This is a genomic window from Mesorhizobium sp. WSM4311 (assembly GCF_002295115.1).
Lineage (GTDB): Bacteria > Pseudomonadota > Alphaproteobacteria > Rhizobiales > Rhizobiaceae > Mesorhizobium.
The window spans coordinates 365,571-383,507 of the sequence record NZ_NSFV01000001.1 but is presented as its reverse complement, the minus strand read 5'-3'; the positions used below and the strand labels follow the sequence as shown (position 1 = coordinate 383,507).

Sequence of the window (17,937 nt, the reverse complement as noted above, 5' to 3'; positions counted from 1 at the left end):
CGTGGCCGCGGGCGCGCCTCTCATCACCTTCGACAAGGTCTGGAAGAGCTACGGCCAGGGCGAGGCCCGGGTGCACGCGCTGGCCGGCGTCGACCTTGCCATCCGGCGCGGCGAATTCGTCGCCATCATGGGCCCGTCCGGGTCGGGCAAATCGACGGCGATGAACATCATCGGCTGCCTCGACACGCCGACGGCCGGAACCTACTCCTTCTTGGGCGTCGACGCCGGCCGGCTCGACCGCAACCGCCGCGCCATGCTGCGTAACCTCTATGTCGGCTTCGTCTTCCAGGGCTACAATCTCCTGGCGCGCACCACGGCGGCGGAAAATGTCGAACTGCCGCTGATCTATCGCGGCGTGGCCAGCCGCGAGCGTCGCGACCTTGCCATGCAGGCGCTCGCCCAGGTCGGCCTGGTCGGCCGCGAGCATCACACGCCGGCCGAGCTCTCCGGCGGCCAGCAGCAGCGCGTGGCCATCGCGCGCGCCATCGTCACGCGGCCGATGCTGCTCGTCGCCGACGAGCCGACCGGCAATCTCGACACCGCCCGCACGCATGAGATCATGGAACTGCTGACAAAGCTCAACAAGGAGCTCGGCCTGACCGTCACCATGGTCACCCACGAGGCCGATGTCGCCGACTATGCCGAGCGCACCATCCGCTTCCTCGACGGCCATGTCGCCTCCGACGACGTGAACTTGGAAACGACTTAGCCATGACCCCGAAAAGTGGAATCCGGTTTTCGGCCAGGATCATGGCCAAACAGGAAGATAGAGCCCCATCCCGGCTCTTTCGGGATGGGTCAGGCTCTATATCATGATCTGGGAAACCGTCCGCCTCTCGCTACACTCGATCCGCCGCAACGTGCTGCGCTCCTTCCTTACGCTGCTCGGCATCGTCATCGGCGTCGCCGCCGTCATCGCCATGCTGACCATCGGCTCGGGCACGACGCAGAAGGTCAAGGCCGACATCTCCAAGCTCGGCAGCAATCTTCTGGTCGTCCGCGCAGGACGTCCGGCAGGCCCCGGCGGCCCGGGCGGGCTCGACCAGGTGGTGCGGCCGCTGGCCGAGAAGGACCTTGCGGCGCTGGTCGCGCATCTGACCGGCGCGCGCGCCATTTCGCCGGCCTCGCAAAAACAGGTTCGCGTCATCTTCGGCACCGAGAGCCTGACCTCAGGCGTCACCGGCACCGACAGCGCCTATCTCGATGCGCGCGACTGGAAGCTGATGTCGGGCCGTCCGTTCAGCGATTCCGAAACCCGCTCGGGCACCGGCGTGTGCCTGATCGGCGAGACGGTGCGCCAGCAATTCTTCGGCGCCGGCGATCCCGAAGGCGAGATCATCCGCGTCAACCGCACCTCTTGCAAGATCATCGGCCTGCTCGAACCCAAGGGCTACACCGGCTTCGGCCAGGACCAGGACAATGTCGTCCTGATGCCGCTGCACGCCTATCAGCGCCGCATCGCCGGCAACCGCGACATCGACAACATCTACATCGCCGCCGACGACCGCACGCCGACCAGCGAGTTGCAGCCGCGCGTCGAGGACATTTTGCGCGATATCAGGCGCATCACGCCGGATCGCGAAAGCGATTTCGCCATCCGCGACATGACGCAGATCGCCGACGCCATGGCCAGCGCCACCACCACCATGACCGGCATGCTGGGCGCGGTCGCCGGCGTCAGCCTTCTGGTCGGCGGCATCGGCATCATGAACATCATGCTGGTCTCGGTCACCGAGCGCACGCGCGAGATCGGCATCAGGCTCGCCATCGGCGCGCACGAAAAGCACATCCTGATTCAATTCCTGGTCGAGGCGACGGTGCTGTCGCTGCTCGGCGGCATCATCGGCATCCTGATCGGCCTGGCGCTCGCCGGCCTGGCCTCAGCGACGCTGACCATCCCCTTCGCGCCGAGCCCGGCGGTCATCCTGCTCGCCGTCGGCTTCTCGGCGCTGATCGGCATGGTGTTCGGCTTCTTCCCGGCCCTGCGCGGTGCGCGCCTCGATCCGATCGACGCGTTGAGGCACGAGTAAAAGGCCGGGCCGGCTCCGCCACGACTGCGGCCATCCCCAACCTTGGACGCTCGCCTGCATCGACAGCCCTGTCGCCTGCTGGTCGACGATGCTAAGGCAAGACATCTCCGGTCGAGGGAACGACACATGAGCAAGAAGACACGACTGATCGTGACGATGGTGATCATCGAGGCCGCCCTGGCAGGCATCTGGTGGTATCTCGCCCGCTTCGGCATGGCCAATCCCGATCGCGTCACCTCGGATTTCCAGGCAGTCGTCGGCCAGACCATGGGAATGGCCATGGGTGGGTTGCTGGGCATCGGCTTTATCTTGTTCCTCGTCGCGGCCCGCAACGACCGCAAGGCGGCGCAGGAGAAGACGCGCCCTTAATCCACGCCGGAAAAGTGCCACTCGATCAGCGGCTTCATATACGATGTCAGCCCGTCCGGCAGGTCGCCGGCATGGCGTATGACCACCGGCCCTTGGATCTCCGGATCGGTTTCGCTGGCGACGAAGGCTGAGATTCGCCGCGCGATCTCATCAGCCGGCGCCGGCTCGTGATAACGGCGGAAGATCACCGTGCCGCTGTTCGTCGACAAGGCGTGATAGCGCTCGCCGCGCTCAGCAGCCGACAGGTCGAGGCCGGTCTCCTCGCGCACCTCGCGGATCATGTTGAAGTCGACATCGACCAGCCCATCGCGGAAATCGACCGGCTCGAACGAACCGGCGGCGAAATAGACGCGGCCGGCATTGACCGTGTGACGTCCCATGCGGATCGCCACCAGCGCATTGTCGCCGGCCACCAGCATGGCATGGGCATAGGCGTGCTCGGCTCCGGAATTCTCGCGCTGCTTCCGCCAGAGCATGAAGGTGGAGTAGTTGACCGCATGGCAGCGGCCGATCAGGCTGTTGTCACGCCAGGCAAGCTGCGACAGCAGCACCACCGTGCCGTCGAACAGCGCCGGATTGGCTGCTATCTCGCGCTGCCAGTTCTCGGCGATCGCCGCGGCATTATCCCTGGCGAAGGGATGCGGGCCGGGATCGAGCCGGACGTCGACGGCATCGACGGGCAGGATGACATTGCGCGGAAGATCGAAACTCATGCGTCTAAGCCCCAATGTCGCCTATCGAGCCCGATTATGCTTATCCAACCATGTCCAGCGTGATCGCCACCGGGCAATGGTCCGATGCTTTCGGCCGGTCCCAGCCGGCGCGCGGAAAGCGCTCGACTTCCTGGCCAGCCGGAAAGATCGTGCGCCAGGGCTGGCCATTGCGGATGATTTCGGGAACAGCGGTGGTGTTCTTCGCCGCCAGCCCCCTGGACAGCAGGATATAGTCGAGCTGGCAGAGATGCCGCTCCTCGGGTCCGCGCGTGTGATAGAAGGTCCAGCGGTTCATTTCCGGCCGACGCTCGATGACGTTCTCGCAGAAGCCGCCGGCGGTCAGCACGTCGATGCAGGACCGCGCCTCGTCGATCACCTCGAAATGGTAGCCGTCGACATCATCGCCGGCGATCTTCACGCGCTGGCGGTAATCGTTCATGTCGCCACAGATCGCCCAGCGCTTGTCGGCGGCATGGTCCTTGCCGAAACGCTCCTCGATGATCCGCCGCACCGCTTGCGCCTCGGCGATGCGCACCGGCATCGTCGCCTCGCGCCCGTCGAGCCCGTTGCGCGGCGAGCCCATCGACTTGAAATGCACGAGATAGAGCGTCAGCGGCACGCCGCCGACGGTGATGTCGACTTCCAGGCAGTCGCGCCGGAAGATGCGTTCATTGGCCTGGCTGCCGAGGGCCGCCAGTTCAGGCGTGTGCAGCCCGAACTGCTCGTAGGTGACGTAGGCATGGCTGGTCATGCGCACGAATTCGATCGGCTGTCCCTGCGCGGTCTCGTTGCGCATCATCACGGCGACATCGATGCCGCGCGAGTCATTGCCCGAGGTGGTGTATTTCTGCCGATAGCCCTGCCCCACCATCTTGAACAGATAGCCGTATTCGAAGGCCTTCAGCGCCTCGATATTGTCGACCTCCTGCATGCAGATGATGTCGGCTCGGGTGGCGGCGATCGCCAGCGCCGTCAGCTGGCGCGTGTCGTCGGACTGCGCGATGGCGCGGGCCTGCTCCAGCATCTTGTATTCGGCTTCGCTCTGTATATCGAACAGCGCCAGCGTCCGATCCTCGTTGAGCTGGTTGCGATAGCCGGAAAAGTCGAACCTGTTCATCAGGTTCTCGACATTGAAGGTGGCAAGGCGCAGCGACATGCCCTGACCTTTGCCTGCAAGAGCGCCGGAACACAAGATCGCAGGACCACAAGCCAAGATCGTTTGGACCTGACGGCATTCGCGCCATGGTTGACGGAACCTTTCCGTTCATCCGCCGTTCAGACGCAAAGATCCACAGTAGGCCCATTCCAGGGTAGGCGTGGGGCCTTTAGCTCTTGGAGAGTGTTATGAACTCGCTCTTTTCATCCACGGTAAAATCGGGGCTTGTCGCCCTGGGCGTCATATCAGGCATCACGGCGCCATCAGCTGCCGGACCGATCATGCAACCGGATCTGGCGCTTCCCACAAGCACGCCGGCGCCAACGGTCACGCCGGTTCGCGACGAGTGGGCGGGCGGCAATGACCGCCAATTCAACAACGACAATTGGAGATGGCGCCGGTCAGGTAACTGGAACGGTGGTCGGCACTGGAACGGTGGAGGCAACTGGAACGGCGATCGGCACTGGAACGGTGGAGGCAACTGGGACGGCGGCGACAATTGGCGCTGGCGCCATGGTCGCCGGCACTATCACGGCGGCTACAATGACGATGGCGCAGCCGCGATCCTTGGCCTTGGCCTCGGGCTTGGCCTCGGCAGCATGTACAACAATTACAACAACTACGACTACTATGCGCCGGCACCGCGCCGCTACTACCGCGCCGGGCGGCTTTCCAACGCCCATGTCCGGTGGTGCTATAACCGCTACCGGTCGTACCGCGCCTGGGACAACACGTTCCAGCCCTATGGCGGCCCGCGCCAGCAATGCTGGTCGCCCTATAGCTGAGCTGTAGGTCAGACCGAACAGGTTAAAACGGCGCCTCGCGGCGCCGTTTTTGTTTTGATCGGGAAGAACGGATTTCGCTCAGCTCTTGGCCTTGTCGACCAGCTTGTTCTTCGAAATCCCCCGCGTGCCCGCAGGGCGCAGCCCGAGGACGCGCAAAGGCAATAATGGGGATTTCGATCAGTTCTTGGCCTTGTCGACCAGCTTGTTCTTCGAAATCCACGGCATCATCGCGCGCAGCTTGGCGCCGACTTCCTCGATCTGGTGGCTGTCGTTCATGCGGCGGATGCCCTTGAAGCGAGACAGGCCGGCGCGGTATTCCTGCATCCATTCCGAGGTGAATTTGCCGGTCTGGATGTCCTTCAGCACGCGCTTCATCTCGGCCTTGGTCTCGGCGGTGATGATGCGTGGGCCGGAGACATACTCGCCCCATTCGGCGGTGTTCGAGATCGAGTAGTTCATGTTGGCGATGCCGCCTTCATAGATCAGGTCGACGATCAGCTTGACCTCGTGCAGGCACTCGAAATAGGCCATTTCGGGCGCGTAGCCGGCTTCCACCAGCGTCTCGAAGCCGGCGCGGATCAGTTCGACCAGGCCGCCGCACAGCACGACCTGCTCGCCGAACAGATCGGTCTCGCATTCCTCGCGGAAATTGGTCTCGATGATGCCCGAACGGCCGCCGCCGACGCCGCAGGCGTAGGACAGTGCCAGGTCGAGCGCATTGCCCGAGGCATCCTGGTTGACGGCGACCAGGCACGGCACGCCGCCGCCCTTCTGGTATTCGCCGCGCACCGTATGGCCCGGGCCCTTCGGCGCGATCATGACGACGTCGACGGTCGACTTCGGCTCGATCAGGCCGAAATGCACGTTGAGGCCGTGCGCGAAGGCGATCGCCGCGCCGTCGCGAATGTTCGGCGCGATCTCGTTCTTGTAGATGTCGGCCTGCAGCTCGTCGGGCGTCGCCATCATCATCAGGTCGGCCCATTTGGCGGCGTCCGCCACGCTCATCACCTTGAGCCCGTCGGCCTCGACCTTCTTGGCGGTCGCCGAGCCGGCCTTGAGGCCGATGGCGATTTCCTTGGCGCCAGAATCCTTGAGGTTGAGCGCATGCGCCCTGCCCTGGCTGCCATAGCCGATGATGGCGACCTTCTTGCCCTTGATCAGGTTGAGATCGGCATCACGATCGTAATAGACGCGCATTTTTACTTCCTTCCCGTTTCTTGAGATCAGAGGCCCTGCGGCCCGGTTTTTGCTCCGAAAAGAGCGAGAAACTGCTGCGTCGCCCGCACGGCATCGCCGCCGATCGTCGCCTCAGTCAATTCCAGCCGGTCGCCAAGCAGCAGACGGATCTGCACGTCACGGGCGACCAGCCCGAAAAAGCTGCGGAATGCCGTCTCGGCATCCGCGAAATCGAGAAGCCCGGCCTGGCGCCCTGCCTCGAGCACCGGCTTCAGGCGCCTGGCCAGCGCGAAGCGGCCATTCTCCAGCACGACGGCGCCAAGGTTGTCCTTGCCAGAACCGGCATGGCCGACCGCCACCCGGTTGAGCGCGATCGAGGTGTCGCTGGAAATCACCTTCAACCAGTCGGAAGCAAAACGCTCAAGGCTCGCCGTCAGCGAGGCAAGGTCGAGCCCTTTGCCGTCGACGGGCGCCACGCGCACCTTGGAGGCCTGCCACTGCACGGTCGCCGTCAACAGCCCGTCGCGGTCGCCGAACCATTTGTAGAGCGTTTCCTTGGAACAGCTGGCCCGCCGCGCCACCGCGGTCATGGTCAGCTGATCGCCCTCCTCGACCAACAACCGCAACGCCGCATCCAGAACGGCCTTCTGCCGCTCCGTCAGCGTCTCGCTGGTGTCGATGTCAGGTACGATGTGCAACACGCTCTTCCCTCGCGGACAGCCAAGCCAATCATCCTGGCAAGCCGTACCGTACGTTACGGTTCGGCATATTGCGCAATCCGGCCCGGCGCGCAAGGGGCGGCGCGGAAAAAGATCGACGGCCGCGAGCGCCAACGCTTTCATTGAGGCATCGCGGCACAGCGGCCAAGATCAGTCGAGGACAGGCGGATCACGCAGCCGGCCAAGCAGCGTCGACATCATCTTCAGTTCGTCCGCTGAAAGTTTGCCGCCAACCAGTTCGGCGATTGACCGTCCGTAGACAGTCCACATCCGGCGGCGCGTCTCACGCCCCTTGGCCGTGATGCGGATCGTCTGCCCGCGACCATCGTCGGCCACCGGCAGCTTCTCGACCAACCCGTCCGCCTCGAGCCGGGCCAGCAGCCGCGAGATGTTGTACTGCGCAAACAAGGTGCGCTCGATCAGTTGAAACGGCCGCAGACCGCCCTCTCCCGCTTCGGCAAGCTCGTGCAGCACGTCGTACCAGGCAAGCGGCGGCAGGCCGCCCTCCTTCAGCGCGTCTTCGACGCTTTCCACAAGCTGGCGCGAAACCCGCATCAGGCGAGCCCAGGCCTTGATGGCTTCCGGCGAAGGCGTGGCTTTCTCGGTCATGGCCCACCCTAGACGATAGATGCAAATGCATCAAGCTTGACGGTAGATGCAATTGCATCTATATGCATGCAACTGCATCAACATCGGAACCAAATCCATGAACGCCCTCATTCTCGTCAGCCACCCTCTCTGCCCGTATGTCCAGCGTGCGGCGATCTCGCTGACCGAGAAAGGCGTGCCGTTCGAGCGCGTCGACATCGACCTCGCCGACAAGCCGGACTGGTTCATGGCCATCTCGCCGCTAGGCAAGGTGCCGCTGTTGCGCGTCCAGCGAAATGGCGACGAAACGACAATCTTCGAATCCGCCGTCATCCTCGAATTCCTCGAGGAGACGCAGGCCAAGCCCCTCCACCCGGCCGACCCCTACGCCCGTGCCCGGCACCGTGCCTGGATCGAATACGGTTCGGCCGTGCTGAACACCATCGGCCGGCTCTATTCGGCACCGACCGAGGCCGGTTTCCGTGCCGAGTCCCGCGCGCTGTCGGGGATGTTTGACCGCCTTGAGGCCGAACTGGCGGACGATGCCTTGCGGAGCGCGCCATGGTTCGCCGGCCACCGCTTTTCGCTGGTCGATGCGGTGTACGGCCCTGTCTTCAGATATCTCGACGCGTTCGACCGCATCGGCGATTTCGGCATCCTGGACGCCAAGCCGCACGTCCAGTCCTGGCGGAAGGCGCTGAATGATCGTCCGTCGATCAAGCACGCCGTCGCGCCGGACTATCCGCAGCGTCTGCATGCTTTCCTGCAAGCAAAGGGATCCTTCCTGTCGAGCCTCATCCGCCAAGGCGATCAAGCCGGACCTTTTGCTTTGGCACGATCGGCTTGAACGCACGGATCGCGAGCAAGCATGTGCTTCGAGTGGCCTCAGTTCTCGAACATGACAAAGGCGGCCCAGACCCGCGGATCCTGGGCGCCTGATATCTTGCCGTCGCGGGCATCGCGTCGGGTCTGGCGCAGCGCTTCCGGATAGGTTTGTCCCGCGGCAAGATGGCCGTAGAACCCTACCATGAAAGCAGCGGTTCCGGCGTCGTCCACGGGCCACAGCGTCAACAGCGAGCGTTTCGCGCCGGCAATGTCGATTGCCGTCGGCAGGCCGCGCAAACCGCCGACGAATGTCTCCTGGCCGCGAGCCGTCTCACAGGCGGACAGGACAAGCAGATCGAGGCCCGACAAATCCCAGTTCATCAATTCCATGCCATAGAGCCGACCGTCATCGTCATCACGTTTCATCGACTGCCGGTCTCCCGACTGCGACAGCACGACCTGGCTCTGCCAAAGCGCGTTGACGGCGCCCACGCCGCCCTCTTTCTCATCACGGTAGGCGCCATGGGTGGCCAGATGCGCAATCGTCGCCTGCTCCATATCCTTGCGCAGCATCCGCTCGCTGGCCGCCGTACCGGTGAGCATTTCGACCGAATAGTGATCGGCGCCCAGGATCGAGGCGATCGCGTCGACCTCCTTGCGGGTGCCCGGCAGCGGCTCCGCCCCTTTTTCCGAACCGCGCGCATAGTCCAACCCGCCGGCCAGCAAGGCTCTGCCCGTCTTGGGAAAACTCTGATCGACGCCGGCATTCAACAGCGATTCCGGCCGCGTCAGCACGCGCACCACGAAACGATCATCGAGCGACGCCCCCCTGCCGTCCTGCAGCAAGGGGAATGGCACCGAAAACAGTTTTCCGTCCGGCACCACGAAAAGCGTATCGGCGCCACCAAGCGACGGCTCCAACGGCGCGATCAGACCGGAATAAAGCCCGGTGAATGTGGCGTTCAGATCGATCAAGGTCACGGCGCCCCGTTCCTGCGCGGAGCGCGTCGACCTCAGCTTCGCGATGCGTGTTTCGCGCGCGGCCGGGATGAGCCGGCGGGGATCGCCGAGATCATAGAGAGACGGCTGCCGATCCTTGCGGGTGACGATCGCATAGAGGCGCTCGTCTTCCAGCGGATCGGCACTCTCCCGATCCGCCCGCCACTTGCGGGTGATGAAGTAGTCGATCAGCGCCTCGTTTGGCTTCAGCAGGGCGCCGGCCGACGGCAGCGGCTTGTCCACCACGCCCTGGCTGAAACTGTATTTGGCCATGACTCTGGCCGTGGCCTTTTGGTATGCCGCTTCAACCTGCTCCGGCTGCACTGCCCCAGGATCGTCGGAACTGTCACCGCTGGAGGCCGCCTCCTGATAGGCCAGGGACATCCGGATCCCGGCCTGGATCAAATACCGCGTCTCCGTATCGTTCGGATCGATCAAGCGGGACAGTCTGCGCAACAGATCGCGTTTCTCGTTTTCAAGCGTCGGCCAGCGGCGCACGGCTTCGGCAAACGCCGGCACCGCCGATGCATTGTCTTTTGCGAGGCGCGCATAGTCGTACAGCATGTCATCGGCGAGGGCGCGGCTGGCCTCGGCCACGATTGGATTGCCAGCCGTGCTCACCTGGAACCAATTCCAACGCAGCATGTCTTCGTCGAGAGCCGCGAAATCGGCAGCCGCCTTCTCCGGGTTCGTCTTCGCCTTGAGATTTGCGATGGCCTGCCGCGCGGCAAAGGTCAGCGGGTGCACCACCCCGTACGTCGCTTCGGCGATGCTTTGGGCTCGCTCAAGCTGGCCCATGCCGTTTTCCCTGTCGCCCACTGCGACGAAATGCGCGGCGAGCAGGTTGGCGATCTTGATTGCCAGTATTTCGGGATAGTTCGGGTCGGTGGTCAGTTGTTGCAGCCTTGCCAGCGTCGGCTGATCGAGCGGCTGCGCGCTAGAGAGCGCCCTGGTATAGAGCAGCCAGGCATCGGCCTGTTCGACCAGATTGCCTTCCTGCTTGAGAACGACGGCAATGTCTCGATCCTGCTGGAAGTAGCGCAAGGCCTCGTCGTATTTGCCAAGGTCCAGATAGTCCTGTGCCGTGTTATTGGCGCTGACCAAAACGTTGAAGTGATCCGAGCCGTAGTAGCCGATCCGCTTCTCCAGCACGGCCAGATCGTATTGCAAGGCGCGTGTCGGAGCCCCCATCTGGCGCAGCATGTCAGCCAGATTGTTCTGCAGCTTCCAGATGAAACGATCATCGGTACCGGCTACCTGCGCCGCCAACTTCAGATTACGCTGTTCGATATTGATCGCCGACGCGATTTGACCGAATGCGGCGACCCCAGTGGCCAACACATCGTTGGCAAACAGGAGCTCCTGGGATTCCTTGCCGTGGTATTGGGCGTATAGATTGGTGGCTGTCGCGCACATGGAAACGAAGCCCTGATAGTCCTTCTCGGCCTGCTTCAGCATTGCGTAATTGAGATAAAAGTCGCCGCGCTTCTCGACATCCTGCTGCATCGCCCGGGTTTTCAGGCCTTCGGCAAAAATCTCTTCGGCGTAGTCGAGGATCTGGTTGTTGAGGAAAGTCGCGCCGGCGTTCGAGTAGCTCTCCACGGTGAAGTCGTAAAGGTCGCTTCTGGCGGCATCGAGCAGCGTTGCGCGCAATTGCGCATAACCTTCATCGAAGCGTCCTGCGTCCATCATCAGCTTGTAGGCCGCGTCAATGCGGGCTTTCAGCGCCACTTCGGTGTCAGCCGCCCCCTGCTGGCTGGCTTGGCCCGGCGTCTGGGCTTGCGCCTGCGGTGAGGGAAACGCTACCGCCAGCATCACTAGGATAGATGCAACAACGCGCATCAGATGTTGCGATTCTCGCGTTCTGAACATGGCGTGCATGCGAACCGGCATGGGCGAAAAACTCTATGAAGAGGTCGTATCATGACCTGAATTTTGACCGAAGTCCCATCGCGCTTCCGTCAATCCTGCCCGCCTGAACGGGTCGATCACCGTGCCGGCGACCATCGAGGCAAGAAACTGCGGCGCCGGCGGAATTTTCGCGACGGTCGCCACCAGCCTGTCGCGGATGAAGGGCAGTGCCACCGAATCCGATTGGTAGAACGGCGTGAATGCCAGCGACAGCGCCTGGAAGACACGCACGTGCCAGCGCCGCGCCTTGGCATAGGCTTCGAGCGCTGCCTCGATGCTCTGCGTGCGCGCCAGCGCATGGCTGAGCGCCGCGGCATCGAGCAGCGCCATGTTGGCCCCCTGCCCCAGCTGCGGGCTGGTCGAGTGCGCGGCATCGCCGATGACGGCCAACCGCCGGCCGACCGGTTGTTTCATCGTGTGATGGCCGTAGCGGGCCAGCGACAGCTGGTCGAAACTGTCGATCTGGCTGGTGAACGCTTCACTTTGCGGCCACAGCCGCACCACCCTTTCCTTCCAGGCGTCGATGCCGACAGCGCGCACCGCGTCGGCATCATCAGGCTTCAGGCTCCAGAAGAAGGCCGCCATCGTCTCGGCGCCCGGCTCCGGCCGGCCGATCGGCAGCACGCCGATCATCACGCTGGCCTTGTCGTAGCGCTGCGACAGCGCGTGCTCGTCAAAACCTTCGCCACGCCAGCCGAGCGATGCCCAGAACGCACCATAAGTCAGAGGGCGCGGCGCGCCCGCAGCGCCAACGCATTGCCGCAGTTTCGAGCGCGAACCGCTGGCGTCGACGACCAGATCGAAGGGCCCTGCCTTTGGCCCATTGCCTCGGACCAGCGTCGCCCGTTCGCCGGCTTCCACTGTCTCGATCTCGACGCCGGTCTCGATGGCGATGGCCTCGCGCCGAGTGGCGCGGAAGAGCACGCCGAACAGCGCCGCACGGTGCACGGCTAGGCCGAAACGGCGGCCGCGCTGGGCGTCGTAGCGAACGTCCAGCACGGTGCGACCGGTCGAGGCATCGGCGCCGTGCAGCCGGTCGATGCGGGCGCCGAGCGCCAGTATGTCGTCGAGCAGGCCGAGATCGGCCAGAACGGTCAAGCCGGTCGGCTGCAGGATCAACCCGGAGCCGACGGGCTTCGGCTCCTCGAAGCGCTCGAAGATGGTGACCCTGTGCCCTGCCCGCTTGAGATACAGCGCCACGGCCAGCCCTGCCGGACCGGCGCCTGCAATTGCAATGTCGTAGGAAATGCCGATGCCCCCAAGCCGAACTGGCCGGGACAATCCTTCAGCCGCCTGATGAAATCAAGTCGCGCCGCCGAACGCCGTCGCGCTGCTCAAGCCTGCGCTGCATCGAAACCGGCGCGCGCCTCACGCACCGCATCGTGGTTGAGTTCGGCCCATTGGATCAGGTGATGCAGGGCGCCGAACATCGAGCGTCCGAGGTCGGTGAGGCTGTATTCGACGCTGGGCGGCTTGGTCGGGAACACTTCGCGATGCACATAGCCGTCGCGCTGCAGGTCGTGGAGCGTCTGGGTCAGCATGCGCTGCGAGATGTCGGGCACCAGCCGCCGCAATTCGCCGAAGCGATACGGCTGTTCGGCGAGCGCCGCCATCAGCAACGAGCTCCATTTGCCATTGAGCCCCTGGATGACCTCGCGGACCGGACAATCGGCAAGGTTTCCGCCACCGGTCATGGCTTTGTAGACGTCGAGTTTGGACCTCAGATTGACGATCCGGCTGTCCATGGCTGGTTCCTTGCGTGTGCCTACCTCCCGAAAAACTGCCTTCTTTACGGCACCGGGTCAATTCCTATTTTAGTGCTGGTCTCTTTTTGAGACCATTAAGAGCACCCGCCATGCTGGCGCAAAATCAGGATCTCCCATGACCGAAACCCTTCTCGTCACCGGCGCTTCCGGCCAGCTCGGCCGCAGCGTCATCCGCTATCTCCTGGACACGCACAAAGTTCCGCCGGGAAAGATCATCGCCACCACCCGCAACCCGGAAAGCGTCGCCGATCTGGCGGCGCGTGGCGTCGTTGTCCGGGCCGCCGACTTCAACGATGCGACCTCGCTGGAAAACGCATTCAAGGGCGCCGACAGGGTGCTGATCATTTCGACCAGCGATCTCGATCTCAAAACCGGCAGGCGTCTGAAGCAGCATGAGGCGGCGGTGGCGGCTGCGAAGAAAGCAGGCGTTTCGCATCTGCTCTACACCTCGATGCCCAATCCGGAGCCGGTTTCGCCAGTGCTGTTTGCCGGCGACCACTACGGCACCGAGCAGGCGATCAAGGCCAGCGGTATCGCCTATACGATCTTCCGCAACGGCTGGTACCAGGAGAACCTGTTCATGGCACTGCCGAACGCCATTGCCTCGGGGCAGTGGTATACGTCCGCCGGCGACGGCCGCATCGCCCATGGTGCACGCGACGACATGGCCGCGGCCATCGCCGCTAGCCTCGCCTCCGGTTCGGCCGACAGCAAGACCTACACGCTAACCGGGCCGCAGGCCTATACGACAGCCGAAATCGCCGCCCTGGTGAGCGAAGTCACCGGCAAGCCGCTGAACGTCATTCAGCTGCCCGACGAGGCCCTGACCGAAGGCGTGAAGGCGGCCGGCGTCCCCGAGGAGTTCGCTCGCGTCATCGTGTCTTTCGACGCCAACACGCGGTCCGGCCGCATCGCCATGGCAACGGACGCGGTCGAAACGCTTTCCGGCAGGAAGCCGCGAACGCTGAAACAGTTCCTCGAAGCCAACAAGGCCGCACTGGCTGGTTGAAAGGTGCGCGGCAGGAGGTCTCCCTTCCGCCGCGCTACGTCTTGAGCAGGCCGAGCCGGATCAGACTCTCGCCGGTGGCGGCCAGCGCGTCTTCACGCGAGCGCGGCGCCCAGCCGAGCACATGTACCGCCTTGGCGTTGGTGGTATTCTTGACCTTGCCCAGTTCCGTCACCAGCTGCGCGGCTTCAGGGTTGAACAGTCCCACGATCCGCACCAGCCAATCGGGAAGTTCCGGGGTCTTGACGCGCGCCGCCGCCTCGCCGAGCCTCGTCTTCAAGGTCTGCGCGATTTCCCGCACAGTCATGAAATCACCCGATACCGCCAGGAAGCGCTCGCCTTCGGCGGTTGGATCGGCCATGGCGCGCACGTGCAGGTCAGCCACGTCGCGTGCGTCGACCACGCCGAAGGACAGGCGCGGCAGCCCCGGCATTGCACCGTTCATCATGCGCTGGACGAATTCGGTGGAGGTCGAATGGTCGGAGCCGAGCACAGGCCCGAAGATGCCGACCGGATTGACGACCGCCAATTCCAGCCCGCCGCCTTCGGCGGCAATGAAATCCCAGGCTGCGCGCTCGGCAAGCGTCTTCGACTTCACCTAGGCGCTGACCTTGGCCGTCGGATCGGTCCAGCTCTCCTCGGTGAAGGGCCGGCCGTCGGGCGGCATCTTGCCGTAGCCGATGGCCGCGAAGGACGAGGTCAGCACGACGCGTTTGACACTAGCGTCCCGCGCCGCCCGCAGCACCCGCAGCGCCCCCTCGCGAGCCGGGATGATCAGGTCATCCTCGTGCTTCGGCACGCCGGGTGGAAATGGCGAGGCGACATGCAGGCGCATAATCACAGCCTGCGACCGCTTGCGGCCAGCCGGCGTCGATCATGAGGTCGGCGACGGCAAAGGACAGCCGACCGCCCGGCTCGGCACCGCCAGCCTTGAGCATGGCCAGAACATCGGTTTCACGCCTGGCGGAGCGCACCGTCGTGCGCACGCGGTAGCCCGCATCCAGCAGGGCAAGGACACAGTGGGCGCCGAGGAAGCCCGATCCGCCGGTGACAAGCACCACTTCACCGCTCATGCCCGCCTCCGCACCTTTTCAGGTAAAGGCGATCGAGCTCGTCAGATCGCCACCTGTGTGCCGATCTCTACCACGCGCCCGGTCGGGATCTGGAAATATTCGGTCGCGTCCGCCGCCGTGCGCGCCAGGCCGATGAAGAGGCGGTCCTGCCACACCGGCATGCCGGAATTGGGCGAGGCCTTGAGCGAGCGCCGCGACAGGAAGAACGACGTCGTCATGATGTCGAACTTCCAGCCCTGCTTGCGGCAGATTGCCAGCGCGCGCGGAATGTTGGGCTGTTCCATATAGCCGAAGGTCAGCGTCACCCGCATGAACAGCTCGTTGACCGTCTCCATCTTGACCCGGTCGCTGTCGGACACCACCGGCTGCGGCGCCGTCACCACCGAAAGGATGACGTTCTGCTCATGCAGCACCTTGTAGTGCTTCAGGCTGTGCATCAGCGCTGTCGGCGCGCTGAGCGGATCGCTGGTCAGGAACACCGCGGTACCGGACACCAGCTGCGGCTTCTTCTTCAAGAGATTGCCGGCGAGGAAATCGAGCGGAATCTCGTTGCGGCGGGTCTTGTCGAACAGATAGCGGCTACCGCGCACCCAGGTCCACATGGCCATGATGATCGCGAAAGCTACCGCCAGCGAGGCCCAGCCGCCCTCGAACACCTTGACAATGTTGGAGGCAAAGAAGCCGATGTCGATCAGGCCGAACAGCGCCGTCAGCGCAATTGCCGGCCAGAGATTCCACTTCCAGATGCGCGTCATGATGACGAAGAGCAGCGTGGTCGTCACCAGCATGTTGCCGGTGACCGATATGCCATAGGCCGAGGCCAGCCTGCTGGACTCGCCGAAGCCGACCACCAGCAGCATCACCGCCAGCGCCAGCAGGAGGTTGACGCGCGGCATGTAGATCTGGCCGGACTGTTTTTCCGACGTGTGCAGGATTTCCAGGCGCGGCAGCATGTTGAGCTGCACCGCCTGCCTGGTCAGTGAGAAAGCGCCTGAAATCACCGCCTGGCTGGCGATCACCGTCGCCGCTGTTGCCAGCACGACCATCGGGATCAGGGTCCAGCCCTCGTTCATTTCGAAGAACGGATGGCCGACGACGCCGCCATTCGCCAGCACGAAAGCGCCCTGTCCGGCATAGTTGAGCAGCAGGCAAGGGAACACGATCGCCAGCCAGGCCAGCACGATCGGCTTGCGGCCGAAATGGCCGAGATCGGCGTAGAGCGCCTCGGCGCCGGTGACGGCGAGGAAGACCGCGCCGATCGTCACGAAGGAAACGTCGGGCGAATTGATCAGGAAGGCAACGATATAGTGCGGGCTGATCGCCCACAGGATTTCCGGGTCGGCGATGATGTGGTTAAGGCCGGAAAGGCCAATGGCCAGGAACCAGACCGCGGTGATCGGACCGAAGACCAGCCCCACGCCGCCGGTGCCGAAGCGCTGCACCGCGAACAGCATTGCGAGAATGACCAGCGTCAGCGGCACGACATAAGGCTGGAAAGCGGGCGTGACGACATTCATGCCCTCGACTGCCGACAACACCGAAATCGCTGGCGTGATGACGGCGTCGCCGAAAAACAGCGAGGCGCCCACGATGCCGATGCCGAGAATCAGTGCCGAGCGCTTCGGGAAACTGCCGCGCGCCAGCGCCATCAATGACAGCACCCCACCCTCGCCGCGGTTGTCGGCGCGCAGCACGAACATGATGTATTTCACTGTCACCGTAATCGTCAGCGACCAGATGATCAGCGACAGCACGCCGAGAATATCGCCACGGTTGGCAACGTTGCCGCCGGACGAGGCATGCAGAGCTTCGCGTAACGCATAGATCGGGCTGGTGCCGATATCGCCATAGACAACGCCAAGCGCACCCAGCATCAGCACCTTCGTGCTGTGCTGCTCGATTTCGGGATGGCTCGATTGGTCGACGGGTTCTGCCTCACTACCAGCATTGGCAAGGGCCATATACGACACTCCGGTAAACGCGCGGTGCTCTACTCTTGCTGCGATGCAATATCAAGTACCGTCGCGTTATGGCTGCCATGCTTACCGCGCGAGGCTGCCGTCATTTCCACCCGCAAGCCCTGAGGAACCGGCCCACCGTGCCGGCCATGCCATACTCCAACGCGTCGGCTGTCAACCCATGTCCGATCGATACTTCGGCCAATGCCGGAATGCGCTTGGCCAGGGCCGGCAGATTGCCCACCGTCAGATCGTGCCCGGCATTGACCTGCAGACCGGCGGCGAGTGCAGCGTCGGCCGTTTTTCCCAATCGTTCCAGTTCCTTGGCGGCTTTTGCCGAATCGGAATGGTAGCTGCCATAAGGGCCGGTATAGAGCTCGATCCGGTCGGCGCCGGTATCGCGCGCGGCTGTCATGCCGGCGGGATCGGCGTCGGAAAACAGCGAAACCCGGAAGCCGCCCTTCCTCAGGCGCCTGACGATAGGCGTCAGCAACGCCGCATCGGCGACGAAGTTCCAGCCATGGTCGGAGGTCGCCTGCGCCGGATCATCGGGAACGAGCGTCACCTGTTCGGGCTGATGCTTTTCCACAAGCGCCAGGAAATCCTCGCTCGGGTAGCCCTCGATGTTGAATTCCGCCTGCGGAAACTCATCGTCGATCAGCGCCCGGATCTCGGGCAGGTCGGAATGCCGCGTATGACGCTCGTCGGGACGCGGATGCACGGTCAGCCCATGCGCCCCGGCGGCAAGCGCAAGCCGGCCGATGCCGGTGACACTGGGCCATGGCAGGTCGCGCCGGTTGCGCAGCATGGCGATGGCGTTGAGGTTGACGGAAAGCTTTGCGGGCATGTCTGGTGTCCGTGAA

16 protein-coding genes and 1 pseudogene are annotated in these 17,937 nt (G+C 63.8%); 6 read left to right on the top strand and 11 right to left on the bottom strand.

What is annotated here, in order from left to right; translation table 11 throughout:
* Nucleotide 1 precedes the first annotated feature (1 nt).
* The 3 genes from CK226_RS01900 (at nucleotide 2) to CK226_RS01890 (ending at nucleotide 2,399) form a co-directional block, all read left to right on the top strand.
* Nucleotides 2-709, top strand: coding sequence for an ABC transporter ATP-binding protein (locus CK226_RS01900; RefSeq protein ID WP_095773041.1), 708 nt, complete (start codon nucleotides 2-4; stop codon nucleotides 707-709).
* Nucleotides 710-812: 103 nt separating this feature from the next.
* Nucleotides 813-2,030: an ABC transporter permease gene (locus CK226_RS01895; RefSeq protein ID WP_095790865.1), complete on the top strand. Its 1,218-nt coding sequence runs from the start codon at nucleotides 813-815 to the stop codon at nucleotides 2,028-2,030.
* A gap of 126 nt (nucleotides 2,031-2,156) precedes the next feature.
* Nucleotides 2,157-2,399 (top strand): hypothetical protein, encoded by a 243-nt coding sequence (locus CK226_RS01890; protein ID WP_095773043.1) that lies wholly within the window; start codon nucleotides 2,157-2,159, stop codon nucleotides 2,397-2,399.
* Here the strand turns inward: CK226_RS01890 and CK226_RS01885 are convergent.
* Nucleotides 2,396-3,112: a hypothetical protein gene (locus CK226_RS01885; RefSeq protein ID WP_095773044.1), complete on the bottom strand. Its 717-nt coding sequence runs from the start codon at nucleotides 3,110-3,112 to the stop codon at nucleotides 2,396-2,398. The two genes, CK226_RS01890 and CK226_RS01885, sit on opposite strands and share 4 nt — an antisense overlap.
* 40 nt (nucleotides 3,113-3,152) lie before the next feature.
* Entirely contained in the window at nucleotides 3,153-4,268 is a 1,116-nt protein-coding gene (locus CK226_RS01880) for an endonuclease/exonuclease/phosphatase family protein (protein WP_095773045.1), read from the bottom strand.
* Nucleotides 4,269-4,456: 188 nt separating this feature from the next.
* Here CK226_RS01880 and CK226_RS01875 point away from each other — a divergent pair, with 188 nt between their 5' ends.
* Nucleotides 4,457-5,053, top strand: a complete 597-nt coding sequence (locus tag CK226_RS01875; RefSeq protein ID WP_095790864.1) for a BA14K family protein — start codon at nucleotides 4,457-4,459, stop codon at nucleotides 5,051-5,053.
* Nucleotides 5,054-5,230: 177 nt separating this feature from the next.
* Here CK226_RS01875 and ilvC read toward each other — a convergent pair whose 3' ends face one another.
* The 3 genes from ilvC to CK226_RS01860 all read right to left on the bottom strand — a co-directional run bounded on the left by ilvC (nucleotide 5,231) and on the right by CK226_RS01860 (nucleotide 7,557).
* Entirely contained in the window at nucleotides 5,231-6,250 is a 1,020-nt protein-coding gene (ilvC, locus tag CK226_RS01870) for a ketol-acid reductoisomerase (protein WP_010910140.1), read from the bottom strand.
* Between the two features lie 26 nt (nucleotides 6,251-6,276).
* Nucleotides 6,277-6,930, bottom strand: coding sequence for a TetR/AcrR family transcriptional regulator (locus CK226_RS01865; protein ID WP_095773047.1), 654 nt, complete (start codon nucleotides 6,928-6,930; stop codon nucleotides 6,277-6,279).
* Between the two features lie 168 nt (nucleotides 6,931-7,098).
* Nucleotides 7,099-7,557 (bottom strand): MarR family winged helix-turn-helix transcriptional regulator, encoded by a 459-nt coding sequence (locus CK226_RS01860; RefSeq protein ID WP_095773048.1) that lies wholly within the window; start codon nucleotides 7,555-7,557, stop codon nucleotides 7,099-7,101.
* Between the two features lie 97 nt (nucleotides 7,558-7,654).
* On the opposite strand from CK226_RS01860, the gene CK226_RS01855 reads away from it, so the two are divergent.
* Nucleotides 7,655-8,383: a glutathione S-transferase family protein gene (locus tag CK226_RS01855; protein WP_095787562.1), complete on the top strand. Its 729-nt coding sequence runs from the start codon at nucleotides 7,655-7,657 to the stop codon at nucleotides 8,381-8,383.
* Nucleotides 8,384-8,421: 38 nt separating this feature from the next.
* Here the strand turns inward: CK226_RS01855 and CK226_RS01850 are convergent, their stop codons facing one another.
* The 3 genes from CK226_RS01850 to CK226_RS01840 all read right to left on the bottom strand — a co-directional run bounded on the left by CK226_RS01850 (nucleotide 8,422) and on the right by CK226_RS01840 (nucleotide 13,016).
* Nucleotides 8,422-11,202 carry a CHAT domain-containing tetratricopeptide repeat protein gene (locus tag CK226_RS01850; RefSeq protein WP_179300946.1) on the bottom strand — a complete coding sequence of 927 codons (2,781 nt, stop codon included), beginning with the start codon at nucleotides 11,200-11,202 and terminating at the stop codon, nucleotides 8,422-8,424.
* A gap of 63 nt (nucleotides 11,203-11,265) precedes the next feature.
* Nucleotides 11,266-12,552 carry an NAD(P)/FAD-dependent oxidoreductase gene (locus tag CK226_RS01845; protein WP_142887595.1) on the bottom strand — a complete coding sequence of 429 codons (1,287 nt, stop codon included), beginning with the start codon at nucleotides 12,550-12,552 and terminating at the stop codon, nucleotides 11,266-11,268.
* Between the two features lie 53 nt (nucleotides 12,553-12,605).
* On the bottom strand, nucleotides 12,606-13,016 hold the full coding sequence (locus CK226_RS01840; protein ID WP_095773051.1) for a helix-turn-helix domain-containing protein: 411 nt from the start codon (nucleotides 13,014-13,016) through the stop codon (nucleotides 12,606-12,608).
* A gap of 136 nt (nucleotides 13,017-13,152) precedes the next feature.
* Here CK226_RS01840 and CK226_RS01835 point away from each other — a divergent pair, with 136 nt between their 5' ends.
* Nucleotides 13,153-14,046: an SDR family oxidoreductase gene (locus CK226_RS01835; RefSeq protein WP_095790862.1), complete on the top strand. Its 894-nt coding sequence runs from the start codon at nucleotides 13,153-13,155 to the stop codon at nucleotides 14,044-14,046.
* A 34-nt stretch (nucleotides 14,047-14,080) separates the two neighbouring features.
* On the opposite strand, the pseudogene CK226_RS01830 reads toward CK226_RS01835, so the two are convergent.
* The 3 genes and pseudogenes from CK226_RS01830 to CK226_RS01820 all read right to left on the bottom strand — a co-directional run bounded on the left by CK226_RS01830 (nucleotide 14,081) and on the right by CK226_RS01820 (nucleotide 17,921).
* Nucleotides 14,081-15,116, bottom strand: a pseudogene (locus tag CK226_RS01830) (aldehyde reductase).
* Between the two features lie 41 nt (nucleotides 15,117-15,157).
* Nucleotides 15,158-17,077 (bottom strand): potassium transporter Kup, encoded by a 1,920-nt coding sequence (locus tag CK226_RS01825; RefSeq protein ID WP_095773054.1) that lies wholly within the window; start codon nucleotides 17,075-17,077, stop codon nucleotides 15,158-15,160.
* Between the two features lie 100 nt (nucleotides 17,078-17,177).
* Complete coding sequence (locus tag CK226_RS01820) at nucleotides 17,178-17,921, bottom strand: pyridoxine 5'-phosphate synthase (RefSeq protein WP_095790861.1); 744 nt, start codon at nucleotides 17,919-17,921, stop codon at nucleotides 17,178-17,180.
* Between the last annotated feature and the right edge of the window lie 16 nt (nucleotides 17,922-17,937).

Coding starts and splice junctions, on each gene's coding strand:
- CK226_RS01890 (WP_095773043.1), top strand. CDS start 2,157: ATGAGCAAGAAGACACGACTGATCGTGACGATGGTGATCATCGAGGCC.
- CK226_RS01855 (WP_095787562.1), top strand. CDS start 7,655: ATGAACGCCCTCATTCTCGTCAGCCACCCTCTCTGCCCGTATGTCCAG.
- CK226_RS01880 (WP_095773045.1), bottom strand. CDS start 4,268: ATGTCGCTGCGCCTTGCCACCTTCAATGTCGAGAACCTGATGAACAGG.
- CK226_RS01825 (WP_095773054.1), bottom strand. CDS start 17,077: ATGGCCCTTGCCAATGCTGGTAGTGAGGCAGAACCCGTCGACCAATCG.
- CK226_RS01820 (WP_095790861.1), bottom strand. CDS start 17,921: ATGCCCGCAAAGCTTTCCGTCAACCTCAACGCCATCGCCATGCTGCGC.
- CK226_RS01850 (WP_179300946.1), bottom strand. CDS start 11,202: ATGCGCGTTGTTGCATCTATCCTAGTGATGCTGGCGGTAGCGTTTCCC.
- CK226_RS01835 (WP_095790862.1), top strand. CDS start 13,153: ATGACCGAAACCCTTCTCGTCACCGGCGCTTCCGGCCAGCTCGGCCGC.
- CK226_RS01860 (WP_095773048.1), bottom strand. CDS start 7,557: ATGACCGAGAAAGCCACGCCTTCGCCGGAAGCCATCAAGGCCTGGGCT.
- ilvC (WP_010910140.1), bottom strand. CDS start 6,250: ATGCGCGTCTATTACGATCGTGATGCCGATCTCAACCTGATCAAGGGC.
- CK226_RS01875 (WP_095790864.1), top strand. CDS start 4,457: ATGAACTCGCTCTTTTCATCCACGGTAAAATCGGGGCTTGTCGCCCTG.
- CK226_RS01895 (WP_095790865.1), top strand. CDS start 813: ATGATCTGGGAAACCGTCCGCCTCTCGCTACACTCGATCCGCCGCAAC.
- CK226_RS01840 (WP_095773051.1), bottom strand. CDS start 13,016: ATGGACAGCCGGATCGTCAATCTGAGGTCCAAACTCGACGTCTACAAA.
- CK226_RS01885 (WP_095773044.1), bottom strand. CDS start 3,112: ATGAGTTTCGATCTTCCGCGCAATGTCATCCTGCCCGTCGATGCCGTC.